The following is a 16,445-nucleotide window of genomic DNA, read 5'->3' on the forward strand; positions in this document are numbered from 1 at the left end:
TTGTCAGTTGTCAGTTGTCAGTTGCTAGTTGTCAGAACGAACTAACAACCGACAACCGACAACTAACAACCGACAACTAGCAACTGGCAACCACAACTGATTTGCCGTATCTTCGCGGCCGCAACGCCCGTAACTGCCTTTGTCTTTTTGCTTTCTGATATGAAAAAAATGTCCCTGTTCGGTCTGCTGGCCGCTTCGCTGATGCTGACCGTGGCTTCGTGCAGCAACCCCGAGTACAAATCGGATGAAAACGTGACGGTAAAGCCCCTGGAGTACCCCGCTCCGGTCGATACCACCGGCGGTAAAGTAGACCCCGCTACCCGCGAAATCAACGCCGTAAACGCCACCGAGGACATCAAGAAAATGCAGCCCGTGATGTAATCCGCGGCCTGCCGGAATAAGCAAAAAGAGCAACGACCCGCACCAGGGGGACGCTGCTCTTTTTGCGTTCGGGACCTTACCTTGGAATAGCCAACGCACTCTGAAGGGTCGTTCCTCGGCAAGCTCAGGCTGACGTTGTTTCACTCCTCACTCTTATCACCATGTTCATCCGCCGGGGCCGCGAGGCCGATTTGCCGCAGGTGCTGGCCCTGATTCAGGAGCTGGCCGAATACGAAAAAGCCGCTAACGAAGTCACCAATACGCTGGCCGACATGCAGCGCGACGGATTTGGTCCGGAGCCCATTTTTGGCTTTTTCGTGGCCCTGGAGGTGCCCGATGGGCCCATTGTGGGCATTGCGCTCTATTACACGGCCTACTCCACCTGGAAAGGCCGGATGCTGTTTCTGGAAGATTTGGTGGTGACGGAGAGTCTGCGCGGAACCGGCCTGGGCAAGCGGCTTTTTGAGGCCGTAGTAGCCGAGGCCCGCCATACCGGCGCCCACCGCCTGAAGTGGCAGGTGCTGGAATGGAACGAGCCCGCCATCGGTTTCTACAAAAAGCTGGGCGCCAACCTCGACCCCGAATGGCACAACGGTAACCTCACGGCCGCGCAAATCCAGGATTTCCCCTGCGACCCGGCTGTGGAAGCCGCCGTGCGCGAGGAATAGCCCCTTTCTGAATGTGAAAATGGGGGGAGAATGTGTTGAATGTGAAAAATGTGGGGAGAATGTGCTGAATGGACCTGTTTCCATATTCATCACATTCTCCCCACATTTTTCACATTCAACACATTTAAAAATCCCTATCCGACTACTTCCAGCATCGTGCGGAAGGAGGCGTAACGGCCACCGAAGTGCTTGTCCATTTCGGCCACTAGTGCCGGGGCGGCTACCTGCTGGTACTCCTGGAGCTGCTCCAGGCTCACGCAGTAATACTGGGAGGCATAGGTTACCCCGCCCTCTTCCTCGCTGAGCATGCGGCAGAGCTGGCTTTTGAGGAAAAAACCGGTAGCCATAACTTCCGGCATATGCGTTTCGCGCATGTATTCCAGCCATTGCTCCGCAATTTCGGGGTCGAGGCTGGTGGTGACGTTGTATAGAATCATGGGTAAGGAGGGTCTGGGTTGATGGGGTCTGAGGTACTGGGTTACCGGGTGCCAGGCGGAATACAACTGTGCAAAAGTCGCCGAAAAAAGTTGAGTACGGCAAGCCTTAGTCCCTCAGACCCCCATCAACCCGGCCCCCACATCACACCCGCATATCGTCGAAATGAAAGTCGCGGATGCGGGCCTGGATGTCTTTGGAGCTGAGTTTTTCACGGATGGCGGCTTGGGTGAGGTCAGCCAGCTCGGCGTCGCCGGCAAAGCGCAGGGCCAGAATCTGGCTGAGTTCCAGCTGGCTTTCGAGGGGGCGCAGGCTCTGGCCGGTTACCTCAAAGTAGCGCTGGCGCACTTCCAGCCGGAGCAGGCGGTCCTGGAGCGTGAGGGCGTAGTGCTGGCGCAGCATCAGCAGCACCCCAAACCCCACCACGGCCAGGGCGGCCACCGTGAACCAAAGGCGGGAAATCTCAGAGTCCTGACCCGCCACGTCCAGGTAACGCCGGATGCCGTAACCGGCCAGAATCAGGGCCGCAGGCAGCAGCACGAAGTGGTGCCAGGGATAGTACATCGGTTTGTTTTTGGTCGGTTGGTCGGCCATCGGAGCAGGGTTGAGAGGTAGAACAGTGGAGATGATACGCGAAAATTCCGGCCGGGGCCGGAGTTTTTACGGGGCGAGTCAGCCGTAACAGCACTTGCGTTTTAGAGTAGAGGCAGTCCGGAAGCGGTTACAGGGCTATTCTTCCACGAAATCCAGGTCTTTGCCGAAGCTTTCGGGCAGGGTGCTCACGGCCCAGAAGGCCACCAGCAGCGAGGCCAGTCCGAGCACGGCGGCTCCGTTGAGCAGGCCCAGCTCGCCCCGCAGCAGCTGAAACAGCGGCACCAGCAGGATAACCGAGCCCCGGGCGAAGTTGGGGGCCGTGGTGGCCACCGTGGCCCGCAGGTTGGTACCGAACTGCTCGGCGGCCACCGTTACGAACAAGGCCCAGAAGCCCACGGCCAGGCCCAGCACAAAGCACACCACATAGTACGTAGCAGGCGTGGCGCCCCGGATACCGAACAGGTACACGCCCACCATGAGGGTGCAGAAGCCCAAAAACAGCTGCAGCGCCCGGTTACGACTGCGCAGCACCTGGCTAAGCAGGCCGCTGGCCAAGTCGCCGAACACCAGCCCGAAGTAGCTCCAGAACACGCCCAGTCCGGCCGTGACGGGGCCCGTCAGGCCCAGGGCGCGCCCGAATTCGGGCGCCAGCGTAATCAGAATGCCCACCACAAACCACAGGGGCACGCCAATGAGCAGGCATTTCAGGTAACGGGCCAGGCGCGGGCCGTTGGTGAAGAGGGCGAAGAAGTTGCCGCGCGCCACCTCGCTCTTTTTGGCTTGCTCAAACAAGCCCGATTCGAATACGCCCACGCGCAGGGCCAGCAGCGCCAGCCCCAGTCCGCCACCCACGAAGTAGGCCACGCGCCAGCCCCAGCCCGAGCCTTCGGCCACCCAATAGGCCAGCATGGCGCCCGATACGCCCACGGTGGCCACAATCATGGTGCCGTAGCCGCGCTTTTCCTTGGGCAGGGTTTCGGCTACCAGCGTGATGCCCGCGCCCAGCTCCCCGGCCAGTCCGATGCCGGCAATCAGCCGCAGCCAGGCGTACTGCTCAATGGTCTGCACGAAGCCGTTGGCAATGTTGGCCAGCGAGTAAATCAGGATGGAGCCGAACAGCACCGACAGCCGCCCTTTTTTGTCGCCCAGCACGCCCCACAAAATGCCGCCGAGCAGCATGCCGCCCATCTGCATGTTGATGAGGTAGAGACCCTGGTCGGTGACGGCCTCGGCCGCCGTGATGCCCAGCGTATTAAGGCTCTGCACGCGCACAATGCTGAACAGAATCAGGTCGTAGATGTCCACGAAGTAGCCCAGGGACGCTACTATGACAATGGCGCTGAGCAGGCCGGTGGTTTTGGGGGGAGAGGAAGTAGGATGGGAATTCATGCGGGAAAGAGAATTAGGGGCCCGCAGATTACGAAGATTTACGCAAGACCTCACCTCCGGCCCCTCTCCTCGGGGAGAGGGGGGCGTTCTGGTGGGGTAAAGTATCAATTCGGTGGTGCCGACGCCTGGCACCCCTCTCCCTAAGGAGAGGGGCCGGGGGGGCGGTCACGCCTCGTCGCAGCAGCCGTGGGCGCCCATGGCCGGGAACTCGTCTTCCAGCTGCACGGTGCAGTGGCGGATGTTGAACTCGTGGTGGAGGTCGTGCTGGAGGTTGCGCAGGAACTGGTTGCCGTTCTCGCCGTTGGGGCGCACCAGATGCACCGTCAGGGCGGTGTCCTGGGTGCTGAGGGGCCAGATGTGCAGGTCGTGGAGGCCGGTGACGCCGGGGCGGGCCAGCAGAAACTGCCGCACCGCCGCCACCTCGATGCCGGCCGGGGCCGCCTGCAAACCCAACTGCACGGTTTCGCGCAGCAGCCCCCACGAGCCGAAGCCTACCACGGCCAGAATGATGAAGCTGATGGCCGGGTCGAGCCAGAGCCAGCCGGTGAAGTACACCAGCGCCCCGCCCACCACCACGCCCACCGACACCAGCATGTCCGTGAGCATGTGCAGGTAAGCGCCGCGCACGTTCACGTCGCCCTTCTGCCCGCTTCGGAACAGCCAGGCCGTGAAGCCATTGATGAGCACGCCCAGCCCAGCCAGGCCCATCACTACCGGGCCGTTCACCGGCGCCGGATGGCGCAGATGGTCGATGGTGTCCCATAGAATAAAGCCCAGCGCCAGGTACAGCAGCGCCGCGTTCAGCAACGCGGCCTGAATGGTAGCTCCCTTGTAGCCGTAGGTGAACCGCTCGGCGGCGCGGCGCCTGGCCAGCAGGGTAGCGCCCCAGGCCAGGGCGAGGCTCAGCACGTCGGAGAGGTTGTGGCCGGCGTCGGAAAGCAGGGCCGAGGAGTTGGCCCATAGCCCGCCAGCCGTTTCGCCGGCCACAAACAGCAGATTCAGGGCAATACCCCAGCCAAAGGCCCGGCCAAAATTGCCATCGGCCGGCGGGCCGTGGTGATGGTGAGCGTGGTCGTGGCCGGCGTGGTCGTGGGGCATATCGGAGGTAATAGGATTAAGGTAATGGGACAAGGTTGGTGGATTGGGTAGTAAAAACTACAGTCCCTTATCCTACACCCTTAATCTCTCATCCTGTTACCTAAACGACAGCGGCACAATCAGCTTCACGCTCACCGTGCGGCCCATGTTGAACACGCCCTGCCGGCCGGTGGTGTAGTTGATAGCCGTGTATTTCAGGCGGCTGAGGTGGTTTTGATACGCGACGTCGAACAGGTTGTTGGCCGCCAGGTACACCGAGAACAGCGTGCGGTCCTTGCCCGATACCACGTCGGTGCCCACGCCGGCGTTGAACAGGGTGTAGCCGGGCGTGCGGGTTTCGGTGTCGAAGGCCGAGAAAATGCGGTTCTGCTGGAAGTTGTGCTCCACCGTGCCCCGGGCATACAGGTTGCGCAGCCGCGAGTTGCGCACCTTCCGGAAGTTCACCCGCAGCTCCGACTGCAGCCTATCGGCGGGCGTAAAGGGCAGGTTGCGCTGCCCGGCGGGCTGGTTCTGCTGTACCGAGCGCACCATCGAAAACGAGTTTTCAAAGTGCAGCCAGTCCAGCGGGTGAGGGTGCAGATCCAGGCTGATTTCGCCCCCGGCCAGGCGTGCGTCGCCCTGCCCGTAGCGGAACACCCGGTCACCTTCACTGGACACCGAATCCTGGCCGGCGGGTGTGCTCAGGGCCCGGGGGAAGATGTAGTTGCTGATCTGGTTGCGGAACACGTCGGCCGAGAGGCTCACGTGGTCAGAGGTGAAGCTCACGCCCCCGTCCAGCTGGAAGCTGGTTTCGGCCTTGAGGTCCGGCTCCCCGATTTCGTAACGCACGGTGCCCTCGTGGATACCGTTGGAGCCCAGCTCGGCAATGTTGGGGGCGCGGAAGCCCCGGGCCGCGTTGGCTTTAATCAGCCACTTCTCGCTCAGGTTGTAAGCCGCCCCCACGCTGCCGCTCACGTTGCGAAACGTGCTTCGGAAGCCCGCAAACTTGGTTTCGCCCTGCCCAACGGGCACCGGCTGCTCGTCGGGCCCCAGGTCCAGGGCATCGGCCGTGATGCGGCGCAGGTCGTAGCGCAGGCCGCCGCTCAGGTCGAGCTGGCCGAAGCTCTTTTTGGTGACGCCGAACAGGCCGCCGTCGAGCAGGCGGTAGGCCGGAATCAGGAATTCCACGCCTTTGTTCTGGTTTTCCTGCCGCATGCCGCTCACGCCCACGGTGGTGTTCCAGCCTTGCATTTCGGGCAAAAACCAGCGCAACGCATAATCCACGGTGCGCAGCTGGAAAAACAACGACTTCTCGTAGTAGTCCTCGGGGTTGCCGAACTCCCGACGCAGATTCTGCTGCCAGCCCACGTTCAGGGTCACGCGGTGTTGGCCCAGGATGAAGTTGTTATCGGTGCCGATGCGCAGGTGGTTGATCTGCTGGCGGGGCACATCGAGGCCGTAGCCCGAGAAGCCACGGCCGGTCACGACCTGCTCTTCGCCCAGGCCATTCACCCGCAGAAACCGGCCCGAAGTGCTGTCCCGCTCGCCCTCAATCAGCCCCAGAATCTGGTTGAAGGAGCTGACGGTGAGGTGGGAGTAGCCCCAGCTTTTGTTGAGACCCACGTAGCCGCTGCCGTTCAGCTCCCGGAACCCCGAGTTGTACACCCGACCGTCATACTGGTTGCGGTAGTCGGCAGCTACTTTGCCCGAGCCGCGCACCTGCCAGTTCAGGCCGTTGAGGTTGCCCGCGTTCCACACCGAATAGCCCTGCTGGTAGTTGTTGGTCTGGTAGTTGGCCGTCACGGAGCCCAGAACCCGGCCGTCCTCCACGGGGTCGGGGGCCAGGAAGTTGATGACGCCGGCCAGCCCGTCGGAGCCATATAACAAGGAGCCGGGGCCTTTGATGATTTCGGCCCGGTCGATGCTGTACTCGTCGATTTCGATGCCGTGCTCGTCGCCCCACTGCTGGCCTTCCTGCTTGCTGCCGTTGTTGAGGGTGATGACGCGGTTGGTCCCCAGCCCCCGGATGATGGGCTTGCTGATGGCCGCGCCGGTAGTAATCTGGTTGAGGCCGGGCGTGTGGGCCAGGGCATCCACGGCGTTGATGGCGGCCGTCTGGCGCAGGCGGGTCTGGTCCACCACGCTGGTCGGAATGGGCGAGCGGCGCATCTCCGTACTGGCCGATACGCCCGTGACCACCACCTGCCCGATTTCGGTTTCGGCGGGCGTGAGGGCTAGGTTGAGCGGGGTTTCGGCGCCGGTGTCCACGGTGCGCACCACGGTAGTGTAGCCCACAAAGCGCACCTGCAGCAGAAACCGCCCCCGGGGCAGGTTGGCGAAGCGGAAATTACCGTTGTCGTCGGCTGAGGTGGCCTGCTTGAGGTCGGGGAAGAAGAGGGTAGCACCCGGCAGGGCCTCGCCGGTAACGGCATCGGTGATGCGGCCGGTGAGGGGCGCGGCCGCCGCCCGCGCGGGCCGGATGACCGGGGCTGCCGCCGGGGCGGGTGAAACGGGAGTTGTCTGGGCCAGAACGCTGCCCGAAAGCAGCAGCAGGCCGGTGGTGAGGGGAAGGCGGGACATAGAAACGGACATTACGCGCAGCCCATCAACGGCAAATGGCGCGGCCGGGCTGCATTCGGTCCAAAAAAGAAAGCACCGACCAATGGCCGGTGCCTTCCTGGAAAATTCTCCACAACCAAAACGGGAGAAAAAAAGGGAAGAAGCCAGTTGCAGCCGGCCTCTTCTGATAAGCGGGGAGAGGGGGAGTTTACCGTTTAAGCGGCTCTGCTGACACCGGGCGGACAGGTACAGAAGACAACCCAGCCAACTCGCCAGCTCCCCCTTTCACTATCGCACAGCAGTTGGGAAGGTCACTTCCACGTCGGTGTCGCCGGGGGTGGCGGTGCCATCTTTGGTGCCGGGCTGGTGGCGCAGCGTGATTTTGAGCGTGCCGGTGGTGCCGGTAGCGTTGGCCGCGCCGGTCACTGCCTGAGTGGCCAGGCCCACGGGCAGGTTGTTTTTGTCACGGTCAGCGGCGCTGACCGTCAGATTAACCCCCGAAGTCTGGAACACAAACAGGTGCTCGTCATCTTCCTCCTGCACCTCGGCCGAAATATCCTCGGCCGGGTTCTTGGTTTCGTCGAGCAGCACAATTTTGCCGGTGTACGTGGTGTTGGGAGCCAGCACCAGAGTGGCCGGCGTGATGGTAGCCGGGGTGCCGCCGTCGCCATCCACGTCGCGGTACTGGGCCGTGAGGGTAGTGCCGCCGCCCACGGGCGTCAGCTCGTAGCGCAGAGTAGTAATCTGCTCGTTGTCTTCGTCGGGAGTGGGGTCGTCGTTGTCTTTTTTGCAGGCGCTGAGCACGGAGGCCGAAGCCAGCAACGCCAGCAGGGCCGGCCGGAAGGAGGAAGCAACCATAAGGAAAAATGAAAAAGGGAAAAAGAAGGAAAAAAAGTGTGGAACTCGGAAAGGGTTAGTGGCTGAAATTTAGGGGCACGCGCACGCGCAGGGTCACGTTGCGGCCCATCTCGTCGGTGAAGTAGCGGTAGCGGTTCAGGTAGTCGCGGTAGCGGTGGTTGAGCAGGTTGGTGGCCATTACACCGATTTCCAGCGGCTGCCGGCCCCAGTGCACCGTGCCGCCCAACTCTAGATTGAGCAGGGCGTAGCCGGCGGGCGGGGCCAGCAGGTCCCGGGCTTCGTAGTTGTCGGGCACCCGGGTCTGGCGGGCCACGGCCACGCCGCCGACCTGGGCGTAGAAAGCCGTCAGGCGGCTGGTGGGCGCCGTGCCGGACCAGTTGCGGCGCAGGCTGGCTTCCGCCCGGTCGGCCGGCATGAGCACCTGCCATTCGTCGGCGCGCGTGTCGCGGGTGCGGACCGCCGAGCCCTTCAGGGCCAGCTGCCACTGGGGGGTAAGCAGGTAGGTGGCGCTCAGGTCGAGCCCCCGGAACGTGGCATCGGTTTGCAGAAACTGCCAGCTGATGTGGGTGCCCCGGATGGTTTGCACCAGCGGCAGCAGCGGCACCTGATAAATGAACCCCCGGATGCGGTTCTGGTACACCGTCAGTTCCCCGTTGAAGCGCGGGTTGCTGTGCCAGGTAGCCGTGGCGCCCAGGTTCAGGGCAGTTTCGGGCGTGAGCGGGGCCGCGCCGGGCACCAGGTCGTTGCCCAGCTCATACATGCCGTTGTGCACGCCGTCGCTGAACCGCTCGTTGGCGGCCGGAGCCCGGCGGGTCAGGCCGCTGTGGAGGCTCAGCGTCAGGTGGGGCGAGGCCTCCAGGGTAGCCCCCAGAGACGCGGCCGGCGTCAGGTAGCGGAACCGGCTCCGATCCACGAAGAACACGCCCGTGGAGTCCCGGTCGCCGCGGCGCACGGCCAGGTCGCGGTAGTCCAGCCGCAGGCCGCCTTCCAGCAGCCAGCGCCCGTGCTGCCATCTTTCGATCAGGAAAGCACCGCCGATCTTATTGGTATAGAAGGGGATGAACTGCCGGCTGCCCGCCGCGTAGCGGTTGGCCTGGTAAGTGCCGGCCAGCCCGAAGCTGCCCGTGAACTGCTGCCAGGCTTTATGCTCCCAGAGGAGTTCTCCCGTGCTGGTGCGGTTGATGTAGCTGAGCTCGGGCTTGCCGGCGGTAGCCCGGTTGTCGTTGCGGGGGCGGAACTTGTCGTACTCGTCGCGGTAATCGGCCTGCTGACTCAGGGTCAGGCGTAGCCGGCCGGCCGTGCCCGTGCGCAGGCTGGCCGTGAGCTTACCTACTTCGTGGCGTACCTGCTGGTAGGCCCGCTCGATGGCGTAGCTGAAATCTGTGGTTTCGAGGGGGCGGGGGCGGCCCACGGCCCGCAGCAGGTCGGCCTGGTTGCCGGCGTGGGCGGCCGGCAGAATGCCAATGCGGGTGTTGAACTGACTGTAGAAGGCTTCCACGCTGTACGCCTCGCGCTGCCATCCCGCCGCCCCGGAAAAGTTACGCTCCTCGAATGCCGAGTTTTTCAGGTAATAGCCCGGCGCCCGCATGGTGCCGGCCTTGCGCAGCGTCCCCTGCACCCGCCAGCTAAGCGCGGGCAGCCGCCGCAGGTTGCCCTCCAGCGTACCGGAGGCCGCGCCCAGGCCGTTGTTGCTCATGCCCACCGCGTTCAGCTCGCCGCCCACCCCGGCGGAGTCGCGCAGAGGCTGGGGTTCTACCAGCACCACGCCGCCCACGGCATCGGAGCCGTAGCGCACACTGGCTGCGCCCTTTACCACCGTCAGGCGGGAGGCCAGGAAGGGGTCTATTTCCGGGCCGTGCTCCACGCCCCACTGCTGGCCTTCCTGCCGGACGCCGTTGTTGAGAATAGTCACGCGGTTGGAGTGCAGTCCGTGAATCATGGGCTTGAAGATGCCCGGGCCGGTCTGGATAGCCGTCACGCCGCTCAGGCGCTGCAAGGCTTCGCCCAGGGCCTGGCCCCGGGTGGTTTGCAGCGCCTGGCCGCTGAGCGTGGCCGTGGCCTGGGTGGTGGGCGGCGCCACCCGCTCGCCCCGCACCAGCGCGCCCCGCAGCAGTACGGCGTGCGGATGCAGCCGGAAGTCGCGCACGGTGGCGCTATTCAGGCGCAGCTCAATGGTTTCGGGAGCGTAGCCCACAAAGCTGACCTGCACGCGGTACGTGCCTGCGCAGAGTGACAGATGGTAGTGGCCATCGAGGTCGGTCTGCACGGCCTGTTGGGTCTCCAGCACCACAAGCGTGGCGCCGGGCAGCGCCGTGCGCGACTCGTGGTCGGTTACCAGACCGCTCAGCGTCAGGGTGCACGCGGGCTGGGCCTGGGTTGGCAGGGCCAGTCCCAGCAGGAACAGCAGCCATAGCCAACGCGGCGCCGCCACCGGAGCAGCCGGAGCACGGAAAAGCATAAGAAGAAGGGAAAGCCGGTGAAAAGCAAAACCGGCCGCTCTGCCCACCGGTCGTATGTTCCGGCGGGGGCATTCTAAAGCCATTAGAAAAGCAGGGGGCTGCCGCTGGCCGGCCAGACCAGGGTAGCAGTGAGCGGCCCTAAAATGAGCTTAAAGCCGGCTCGGCGGGCCACGCAGGTCGGCCGTCGACGAATGGGCTGAGGCCCACACCGACGCCAGCGGCGTGCCCACCGGCACTCGAAAACCGGGGGCCAGAGCGGCCAGTTCCAGGGGCGAAGCCAGCTGGAAAGGCACATCGTAGAAGTGGTCGACGGCACAGTGCTGGTGCTGGGCGCTGAGGTGGGCCTTGTGCCGGGCTGTTGTGCTGGCCGGGGCTTCTACCGTGTGCTCGTGGGCGTGCAGGGCCAGTACCCACGCGTCCGGCACCAGCACCCGTGCAAAGCACAGGAGCAGGACAAAAGCCAGCCGGGAGCGAAGGGTACGCATTTGCAACAATGTGTCGTGTGTGAGCAAATGTACGCGAAATAATTTAGTGCTGCCGCTGCGTCCTCCAAAATCCGGTGTCACGCAAGCATAACGCTGACAACACGGTAGCGCAATATCTCCGCCCGAGCTTTGCGGTCATCAAATCAACACGTTACCGCCATGAAAAAGATAACCCGCCGGTTATTGCAACACTTAGCTGCCACCTTGCGCCCCCTCCCAAAAAGGGGCGGTTTGGGCAGCGCCGAAGCCCTTTTCGTGTAGATATGAACGGAAGCGCCCGCCCCTCTTTCGGGTACCGAGCCGGTCGGTTCGGCTACCGTTGCCTCTGCCCACGCCCGCTTGTGCGGGCCTTGCCGCCCCAGACCTCTATACCAGTTGAGACACTCCAACAGGCCGCCTAGCGCGTTGGACGAGTGAGATCCGGACTTAGTCGCGGGAATTGAACTAACAGGCGAAAGTTGCATTATTTCGGAAGCACGACGGTTACCTTAGTAACTGTCAGTCAGCTGGGCTGGCTGGTTTTGTGTTTAGAAATGGTGTACGCCTCCGATTCGCTCCGCATTCAGCTGGAGCCTACTTTACGATTACTGCGCTGGGCCTGGGCGAGTTCCCTGCCTGCAGCCGGCATTCCGGCGGCCTTTGCGCAGTTGCTGGTCTGCTCACGTCAGCATCATGTTCGACGGTGGCTGGCCGACCTGTCCAGTCTGCCCCTGGTTTCCACCGATGAGCAGGCCTGGCTGAGTGAGGTCTGGCTGCCACAGTTCGTGCGCCTGCCCATCCGGACTCTGGCGCTGGTGCTGCCCGTTAACCTGCACAACCAGCTGGTAGTGGAGAGCCTGCTGGCCGATGGCCGCCGTCTGGTTCGGGCCGATGTACAGTTCTTTTCTGACCTGCCCGGGGCTATTGACTGGCTGACGCCTTCCGCCGCCGCCGCCGAAGGGCTCGAGAGAGAATGGCAGGGCGCGTGGTCCGGCTGGAAATGCCAGCCGGACACCGTACACGGCCTACATTCCCCGATGCTGAAGAGCTGATCGTCAGCGATATTACGTTCGTCAGTATCGTGACCAGGTTGAACGACTCTTTGCCATCGTTGACCGAGTTTCGCGAACGGCTACCGACCCTACTTCCGTATTATTGCACTATGGAAAGAGTGTATAGAACGATTGAATGGGTGGCTGGTCTATGAATAAGGTAGCAGAAGAGCGGGAAGACATCTGCCCGAGCGAGTTTCTGATCCGCCGCGAGCAGTTGGGCTCCGTGCTCTATACGCAGTGGCAGATGCGGGCATCTATTCACCGGGCTTTGCCGGCCCTGGAGCAGTTACTGGCGTTGGTGCGCAGAGAGCAAACCGGAGCCTGGCTACTGAATTTGGAGGACATGCCCGATTTGCTGATGCTGGACCCGCAGTGGCTGGAATATTACTATCTGCCCCGGGTGGTGGCCCTACCCCTGCGCCACCTGGCGCTGGTGCTCAGGTCCCCGTGGCAGCATCAGACGCTGCTGGATGCCCGGGGCCTGCCACCGGCCTTCGAGGTACAGATATTCGACGACGCAACCGCGGCCCTCGACTGGCTCCGGCAGGTGGCTGGTTCCCAGGAGGGCTATCAGGACTCTGGGCTGGCACCCGATCAATGGGCCGCGTCGGCCTGAGAGAGGAGGGGGCCGCGGCCGCCTGATTGGCAATCGTTACAACCGGCGCGAAGCCGCGGGTTCGGCCACCTGTTGCACCTGCTGCCAGAGGCACTCCCGCTCAGCGTGGTAACGCAGGACGCTGCGCAGACCCAGGGCCAGGCTCAGTCCCGTTAGAACTCCACCTGCCACCAACAGACCCGGTAGCTGCGTCAGCAGTAGCGCGCCGGCCACCAAGCCGCCCCCACTCAGCAGTAACTGTTGCGAAAAACGGCGCAGAACCAGGGCGAATTGCTGCTCCAGCGTGAGCAGGGTGCTTAAGTCAGCCGGACGGAAGTAGGAGTTTTGGGCCATAGCAGCAGCTGTTACACAGGAAGTTATCGGTTGATGCAGTTAGCTACGGAGGCTCTCCCGGGCCTGGATTGCGCTGTCAAACTGGCAGCCAACGGCGAAGTGGAACAGGGTTTGAATTTGAGCAGCCAGCACGATTTGCAGGTTCATGAACTGGCAAATCGTCTGGTTTTGTTTTCATTCACTCTTTCAGATTCTGTTATGCAAGAGAAAGGTAGCATCTCGATTCACACCGAGAATATCTTCCCCATCATCAAGAAATTTCTCTACTCTGACCACGAGATTTTCCTGCGGGAGCTGGTAAGCAACGCGGTGGATGCCACCCAGAAGCTGCAAAGCCTGGCCCGGCAGGGGGAGTACCAGGGCGAGTTGGGCGAGCTGAAAGTGCGCGTGACCGTGGACAAGGAAGCCCGCAAAATCACGGTTTCCGACCACGGCCTGGGCATGACGGCCGAGGAAATCAAGAAGTACATCAACCAGATTGCCTTCTCCGGAGCCACCGAGTTCGTGGAGAAGTACAAGGAAACCGACGCCCAGGCCAAGGACCAGATCATCGGCCAGTTCGGCCTCGGGTTCTACTCAGCCTTTATGGTGGCCAAGGAGGTCGAAATCTGGTCAAAATCCTACAAGGAGGATACCCTGACGGCCCACTGGACCTGCGACGGCAGCACCGAATTCACGCTTGAGGAAACCGAAGGCGAGCACGCCAAGGCCGAGCGCGGCACCGATGTGGTGCTGCACGTGGCCGACGACTCCGACGAGTTTCTGGAGGAAGCCCGCCTGAAGGGCATTCTGACCAAGTACTGCAAGTTCCTGCCCGTTGAAATCGAGTTCGAGGGCGAGGTAATCAACCAGACCAAGCCCATCTGGACCAAGCAACCCGCCGACCTCACCGATGAGGACTACGTGAAATTCTACCAGGAACTGTACCCGTTCTCGGAGCCTCCCTTGTTCTGGATTCACCTCAACGTGGACTACCCCTTCAACCTGACCGGGATTCTGTATTTCCCCAAGGTGAAGGACGAGCTGCAACTCCAGCGCAACAAAATTCAACTCTACTCGCGCCAGGTGTTCATCACCGACGAGGTGAAGGACGTGGTGCCCGAGTTCCTGATGCTGCTGCACGGCGTGATTGACTCGCCCGATATCCCGCTCAACGTGTCGCGCAGCTTCCTGCAGGCCGATGGCGCGGTGCGCAAAATCAACCAGTACATCACCAAAAAGGTAGCCGACAAGCTGGCCGAGCTGTTCCGCAAAGACCGCGCGGGCTACGAGCAGAAGTGGTCCGATATCGGCCTGTTCGTGAAGTACGGCATGCTCTCGGACGAGAAATTCTACGAGAAGGCCAAGGATTTCGTGCTGGTGCAGAACGTGGCCGGCAAGTACTTCACGCTGCCCGAGTACCGGGAGTTTGTGCAGGCGAATCAGCAGGATAAAAACGAGCAGACGGTGGTGCTTTACACCACCGACGCCGAGGCCCAGCACAGCTTCGTGCAGGCCGCCCAGGACCGGGGCTACGACGTGCTCGAACTCACCGGCCCGCTCGATTCCCACTTCATCGGGCAGCTGGAGCAGAAGCTGGAGAAAACCACCTTCAAGCGCGTGGATGCCGAAACGGTGGGCAAGCTTATCGAGAAGGACGAAGCGCCGGAAAGCATCCTCACCGACGACGATAAAACCCGCCTGACTGACCTGTACAAGCAGGCCATCAGCAACGACCAGATGCACGTGCAGGTAGAGGCGCTTTCGCCCCAGGATGCGCCCGTCATCATCACACTGCCCGAGTTCATGCGCCGCATGAAGGACATGCAGCGCACCGGCGGCGGTGGCGGCATGCAGATGTTCGGCTCCCTGCCCGACAGCTACACCGTAAGCGTGAATGCCAACCACCCCATCACCCAGCGCGTGCTCAGCGCCGAGGGTGAGGCTGGCGGCAAGCTCGCCCGTCAGGCCTTCGATCTGGCCCTACTGGCCCAGGGGATGCTGAAAGGTGAAGCTCTGACGGCCTTTGTGAAGCGTAGCGCCGATTTGCTGGCTGCTGAGTAGCTTTAGAAAGTCTATAAAGTTCTAAGCAGTATAAAACCCTGGCAGCTCTGGCTGTCAGGGTTTTGTTTTTGAGACCCCACAGTCGGACTGCCGCAAGATAAGATGACGAGGAACAAACCGTCGGGAACAGAAATGCGCCACGTTACGTGTTCAGGTTATCCCGATAGGTTACCACCCACGGTCGGCTATGGTGCTGGGCGGGTTTCTCGGCCGGTCGGGTACCAAATCCCTTTATCTTTACGTTCGTTGCTCCGAATCTTGTCTGTTCCCCTGATGCGTCTGTTTCGTTTGTATGTCCTGCCCGTGGCGTTGCTGCTGGCGGGGGCCTGCTCCCCCAAAACGGTTTCCTTCAACAGCCGCCCCGAGCAGCCGGGCCAGCTGGCCGGGGGCGCAGACTCGCTCACCACGGCCGCCGATACGGCCGGAACGCCGTCGTTGGAGGCCAAGCGCGTGACGATGACCAAGGAACAGGAGCGGGCGGCCAAAGCCAAGGAGAAGGCGGCCCAGCGCAAGCCCAAGAAAAAGAAGAACATCTTTCTGGGAGAGCAAATCAAGAAAGGCTACACGAAATCGGGTGCCAAGGGCAAGCGTCAGGAAATCGAGGTGTTCTATTACCTCAAGAATTTCCAGCAGCCCAACCCTTACGCCCCGGCCCGCTTCTACTTCAACCCGCGCAAGCGCAAAATTTTCAAGGCCAGCGCCGACCTTGACCCCGCCGCCGATAAGGTGCTGCACGGCCCCTATAAAAAGATGCGCGGCGGCAAGGTGATTGAAACCGGTTACTTCGCCCTCGGCACCCGCCACCTGCGCTGGGAGCAGTTCACCGCCGACAACGTGCTGGTGTCGAAGAACCACTACGACATGGGCTTCCCGCGCGACGCCAACGTGACCTACTACGATGCCGACCGCAAGCAGGTAAAGGAAATTGTACCCTACCTGAACGGGGAACTGGAGGGCGACTACGCCCGCTACCTCGAAAACGGCAAGCGCGAGTGGGAAGGCCAGTTCGAAAATGGCAAGCGGGTAGGGGAGTGGGTGAACTATTGGGGTTTTCGTAATACCAAAGACCGTCGGCACTATGTGTACCAGTACGGCGAATCCGGTTTTGACCCCGAAGTGAAGGACCCTGTGCTGGTGAAGGAGTACAACCGCAACGGTGTGCTCATCTACGAGAAGGACAAGCTCGACAACCGCGACCAGGCCGACAAAAGCCGCCCCGGCTCCCGGTAAAGTGGTGAGTGAGTGAGTGAGTGAGTGAGTGAGTGAGCGAACGGCTCACTCACTCATTTATAGGACTTACGCAAACCGGAGTGTGGGCTGAGCCAGCTCGCGGCGCAGGTAGTCGTCGAGCAGTCCTTGCTTGAGTTGGTAGACGGTGGTGTTGGCCTGGTAGGCCAGGTGCTTGAGGCGGGCCCAGGTGCGCAGGGCCAGGGCGATGTGGTTGCGCTGGCTGCGCGCCAGCCGGCACTGGCACGCCTGCAAGCCGGTGAGTTGCTTGGCCTCGCGGTGAACCT

15 protein-coding genes and 1 pseudogene are annotated in these 16,445 nt (G+C 62.2%); 6 read left to right on the forward strand and 10 right to left on the reverse strand.

What is annotated here, in order from left to right; genetic code table 11:
- Window positions 1-159 precede the first annotated feature (159 nt).
- On the forward strand, window positions 160-381 hold the full coding sequence (locus KLP40_RS08060; RefSeq protein ID WP_215593262.1) for a hypothetical protein: 222 nt from the start codon (window positions 160-162) through the stop codon (window positions 379-381).
- 161 nt (window positions 382-542) lie between these two features.
- Complete coding sequence (locus KLP40_RS08065) at window positions 543-1,049, forward strand: GNAT family N-acetyltransferase (RefSeq protein ID WP_215593263.1); 507 nt, start codon at window positions 543-545, stop codon at window positions 1,047-1,049.
- Between the two features lie 134 nt (window positions 1,050-1,183).
- Here the strand turns inward: KLP40_RS08065 and KLP40_RS08070 are convergent, their stop codons facing one another.
- From KLP40_RS08070 to KLP40_RS08105, 8 genes are all read right to left on the reverse strand, one after another.
- A complete protein-coding gene (locus tag KLP40_RS08070) occupies window positions 1,184-1,486 on the reverse strand; it encodes a DUF4286 family protein (RefSeq protein ID WP_215593264.1) in 303 nt (100 codons plus the stop codon).
- 142 nt (window positions 1,487-1,628) lie between these two features.
- Window positions 1,629-2,078, reverse strand: a complete 450-nt coding sequence (locus KLP40_RS08075) for a DUF6526 family protein (protein WP_215593265.1) — start codon at window positions 2,076-2,078, stop codon at window positions 1,629-1,631.
- A gap of 135 nt (window positions 2,079-2,213) precedes the next feature.
- On the reverse strand, window positions 2,214-3,467 hold the full coding sequence (locus KLP40_RS08080) for an MFS transporter (RefSeq protein ID WP_215593266.1): 1,254 nt from the start codon (window positions 3,465-3,467) through the stop codon (window positions 2,214-2,216).
- 165 nt (window positions 3,468-3,632) lie between these two features.
- Window positions 3,633-4,598, reverse strand: coding sequence for a cation diffusion facilitator family transporter (locus KLP40_RS08085; protein ID WP_215593267.1), 966 nt, complete (start codon window positions 4,596-4,598; stop codon window positions 3,633-3,635).
- 63 nt (window positions 4,599-4,661) lie between these two features.
- Complete coding sequence (locus KLP40_RS08090; protein WP_215593268.1) at window positions 4,662-7,124, reverse strand: TonB-dependent receptor; 2,463 nt, start codon at window positions 7,122-7,124, stop codon at window positions 4,662-4,664.
- Window positions 7,125-7,391: 267 nt separating this feature from the next.
- Window positions 7,392-7,961, reverse strand: coding sequence for a hypothetical protein (locus tag KLP40_RS08095; protein ID WP_215593269.1), 570 nt, complete (start codon window positions 7,959-7,961; stop codon window positions 7,392-7,394).
- A gap of 55 nt (window positions 7,962-8,016) precedes the next feature.
- Window positions 8,017-10,419, reverse strand: coding sequence for a TonB-dependent receptor (locus KLP40_RS08100; protein ID WP_215593270.1), 2,403 nt, complete (start codon window positions 10,417-10,419; stop codon window positions 8,017-8,019).
- Window positions 10,420-10,569: 150 nt separating this feature from the next.
- Window positions 10,570-10,905, reverse strand: a complete 336-nt coding sequence (locus KLP40_RS08105) for a hypothetical protein (RefSeq protein ID WP_215593271.1) — start codon at window positions 10,903-10,905, stop codon at window positions 10,570-10,572.
- Between the two features lie 533 nt (window positions 10,906-11,438).
- On the opposite strand from KLP40_RS08105, the gene KLP40_RS08110 reads away from it, so the two are divergent.
- Together KLP40_RS08110 and KLP40_RS08115 are read left to right on the forward strand one after the other, a co-directional pair.
- Window positions 11,439-11,936: a hypothetical protein gene (locus KLP40_RS08110; protein WP_215593272.1), complete on the forward strand. Its 498-nt coding sequence runs from the start codon at window positions 11,439-11,441 to the stop codon at window positions 11,934-11,936.
- A 151-nt stretch (window positions 11,937-12,087) separates the two neighbouring features.
- Entirely contained in the window at window positions 12,088-12,555 is a 468-nt protein-coding gene (locus tag KLP40_RS08115) for an STAS/SEC14 domain-containing protein (RefSeq protein ID WP_215593273.1), read from the forward strand.
- Between the two features lie 36 nt (window positions 12,556-12,591).
- Here the strand turns inward: KLP40_RS08115 and KLP40_RS08120 are convergent, their stop codons facing one another.
- Window positions 12,592-12,888, reverse strand: a complete 297-nt coding sequence (locus KLP40_RS08120; RefSeq protein ID WP_215593274.1) for a hypothetical protein — start codon at window positions 12,886-12,888, stop codon at window positions 12,592-12,594.
- A gap of 198 nt (window positions 12,889-13,086) precedes the next feature.
- Between KLP40_RS08120 and htpG the strand changes: the two genes are divergently transcribed.
- Complete coding sequence (htpG, locus tag KLP40_RS08125; RefSeq protein ID WP_215593275.1) at window positions 13,087-14,931, forward strand: molecular chaperone HtpG; 1,845 nt, start codon at window positions 13,087-13,089, stop codon at window positions 14,929-14,931.
- A gap of 273 nt (window positions 14,932-15,204) precedes the next feature.
- A complete protein-coding gene (locus KLP40_RS08130) occupies window positions 15,205-16,161 on the forward strand; it encodes a toxin-antitoxin system YwqK family antitoxin (protein WP_215593276.1) in 957 nt (318 codons plus the stop codon).
- 66 nt (window positions 16,162-16,227) lie between these two features.
- On the opposite strand, the pseudogene KLP40_RS08135 reads toward KLP40_RS08130, so the two are convergent.
- Window positions 16,228-16,445: pseudogene (locus tag KLP40_RS08135) on the reverse strand (IS701 family transposase); the annotation flags it as partial.

The sequence above is a fragment of the Hymenobacter piscis genome (assembly GCF_018760735.1).
GTDB classification, from domain to species: Bacteria; Bacteroidota; Bacteroidia; order Cytophagales; family Hymenobacteraceae; genus Hymenobacter; species Hymenobacter piscis.

Coding starts and splice junctions, on each gene's coding strand:
- KLP40_RS08060 (WP_215593262.1), top strand. CDS start 160: ATGAAAAAAATGTCCCTGTTCGGTCTGCTGGCCGCTTCGCTGATGCTG.
- KLP40_RS08065 (WP_215593263.1), top strand. CDS start 543: ATGTTCATCCGCCGGGGCCGCGAGGCCGATTTGCCGCAGGTGCTGGCC.
- KLP40_RS08070 (WP_215593264.1), bottom strand. CDS start 1,486: ATGATTCTATACAACGTCACCACCAGCCTCGACCCCGAAATTGCGGAG.
- KLP40_RS08075 (WP_215593265.1), bottom strand. CDS start 2,078: ATGGCCGACCAACCGACCAAAAACAAACCGATGTACTATCCCTGGCAC.
- KLP40_RS08080 (WP_215593266.1), bottom strand. CDS start 3,467: ATGAATTCCCATCCTACTTCCTCTCCCCCCAAAACCACCGGCCTGCTC.
- KLP40_RS08090 (WP_215593268.1), bottom strand. CDS start 7,124: ATGTCCCGCCTTCCCCTCACCACCGGCCTGCTGCTGCTTTCGGGCAGC.
- KLP40_RS08095 (WP_215593269.1), bottom strand. CDS start 7,961: ATGGTTGCTTCCTCCTTCCGGCCGGCCCTGCTGGCGTTGCTGGCTTCG.
- KLP40_RS08100 (WP_215593270.1), bottom strand. CDS start 10,419: ATGCTTTTCCGTGCTCCGGCTGCTCCGGTGGCGGCGCCGCGTTGGCTA.
- KLP40_RS08105 (WP_215593271.1), bottom strand. CDS start 10,905: ATGCGTACCCTTCGCTCCCGGCTGGCTTTTGTCCTGCTCCTGTGCTTT.
- KLP40_RS08110 (WP_215593272.1), top strand. CDS start 11,439: ATGGTGTACGCCTCCGATTCGCTCCGCATTCAGCTGGAGCCTACTTTA.
- KLP40_RS08115 (WP_215593273.1), top strand. CDS start 12,088: ATGAATAAGGTAGCAGAAGAGCGGGAAGACATCTGCCCGAGCGAGTTT.
- KLP40_RS08120 (WP_215593274.1), bottom strand. CDS start 12,888: ATGGCCCAAAACTCCTACTTCCGTCCGGCTGACTTAAGCACCCTGCTC.
- htpG (WP_215593275.1), top strand. CDS start 13,087: ATGCAAGAGAAAGGTAGCATCTCGATTCACACCGAGAATATCTTCCCC.
- KLP40_RS08130 (WP_215593276.1), top strand. CDS start 15,205: ATGCGTCTGTTTCGTTTGTATGTCCTGCCCGTGGCGTTGCTGCTGGCG.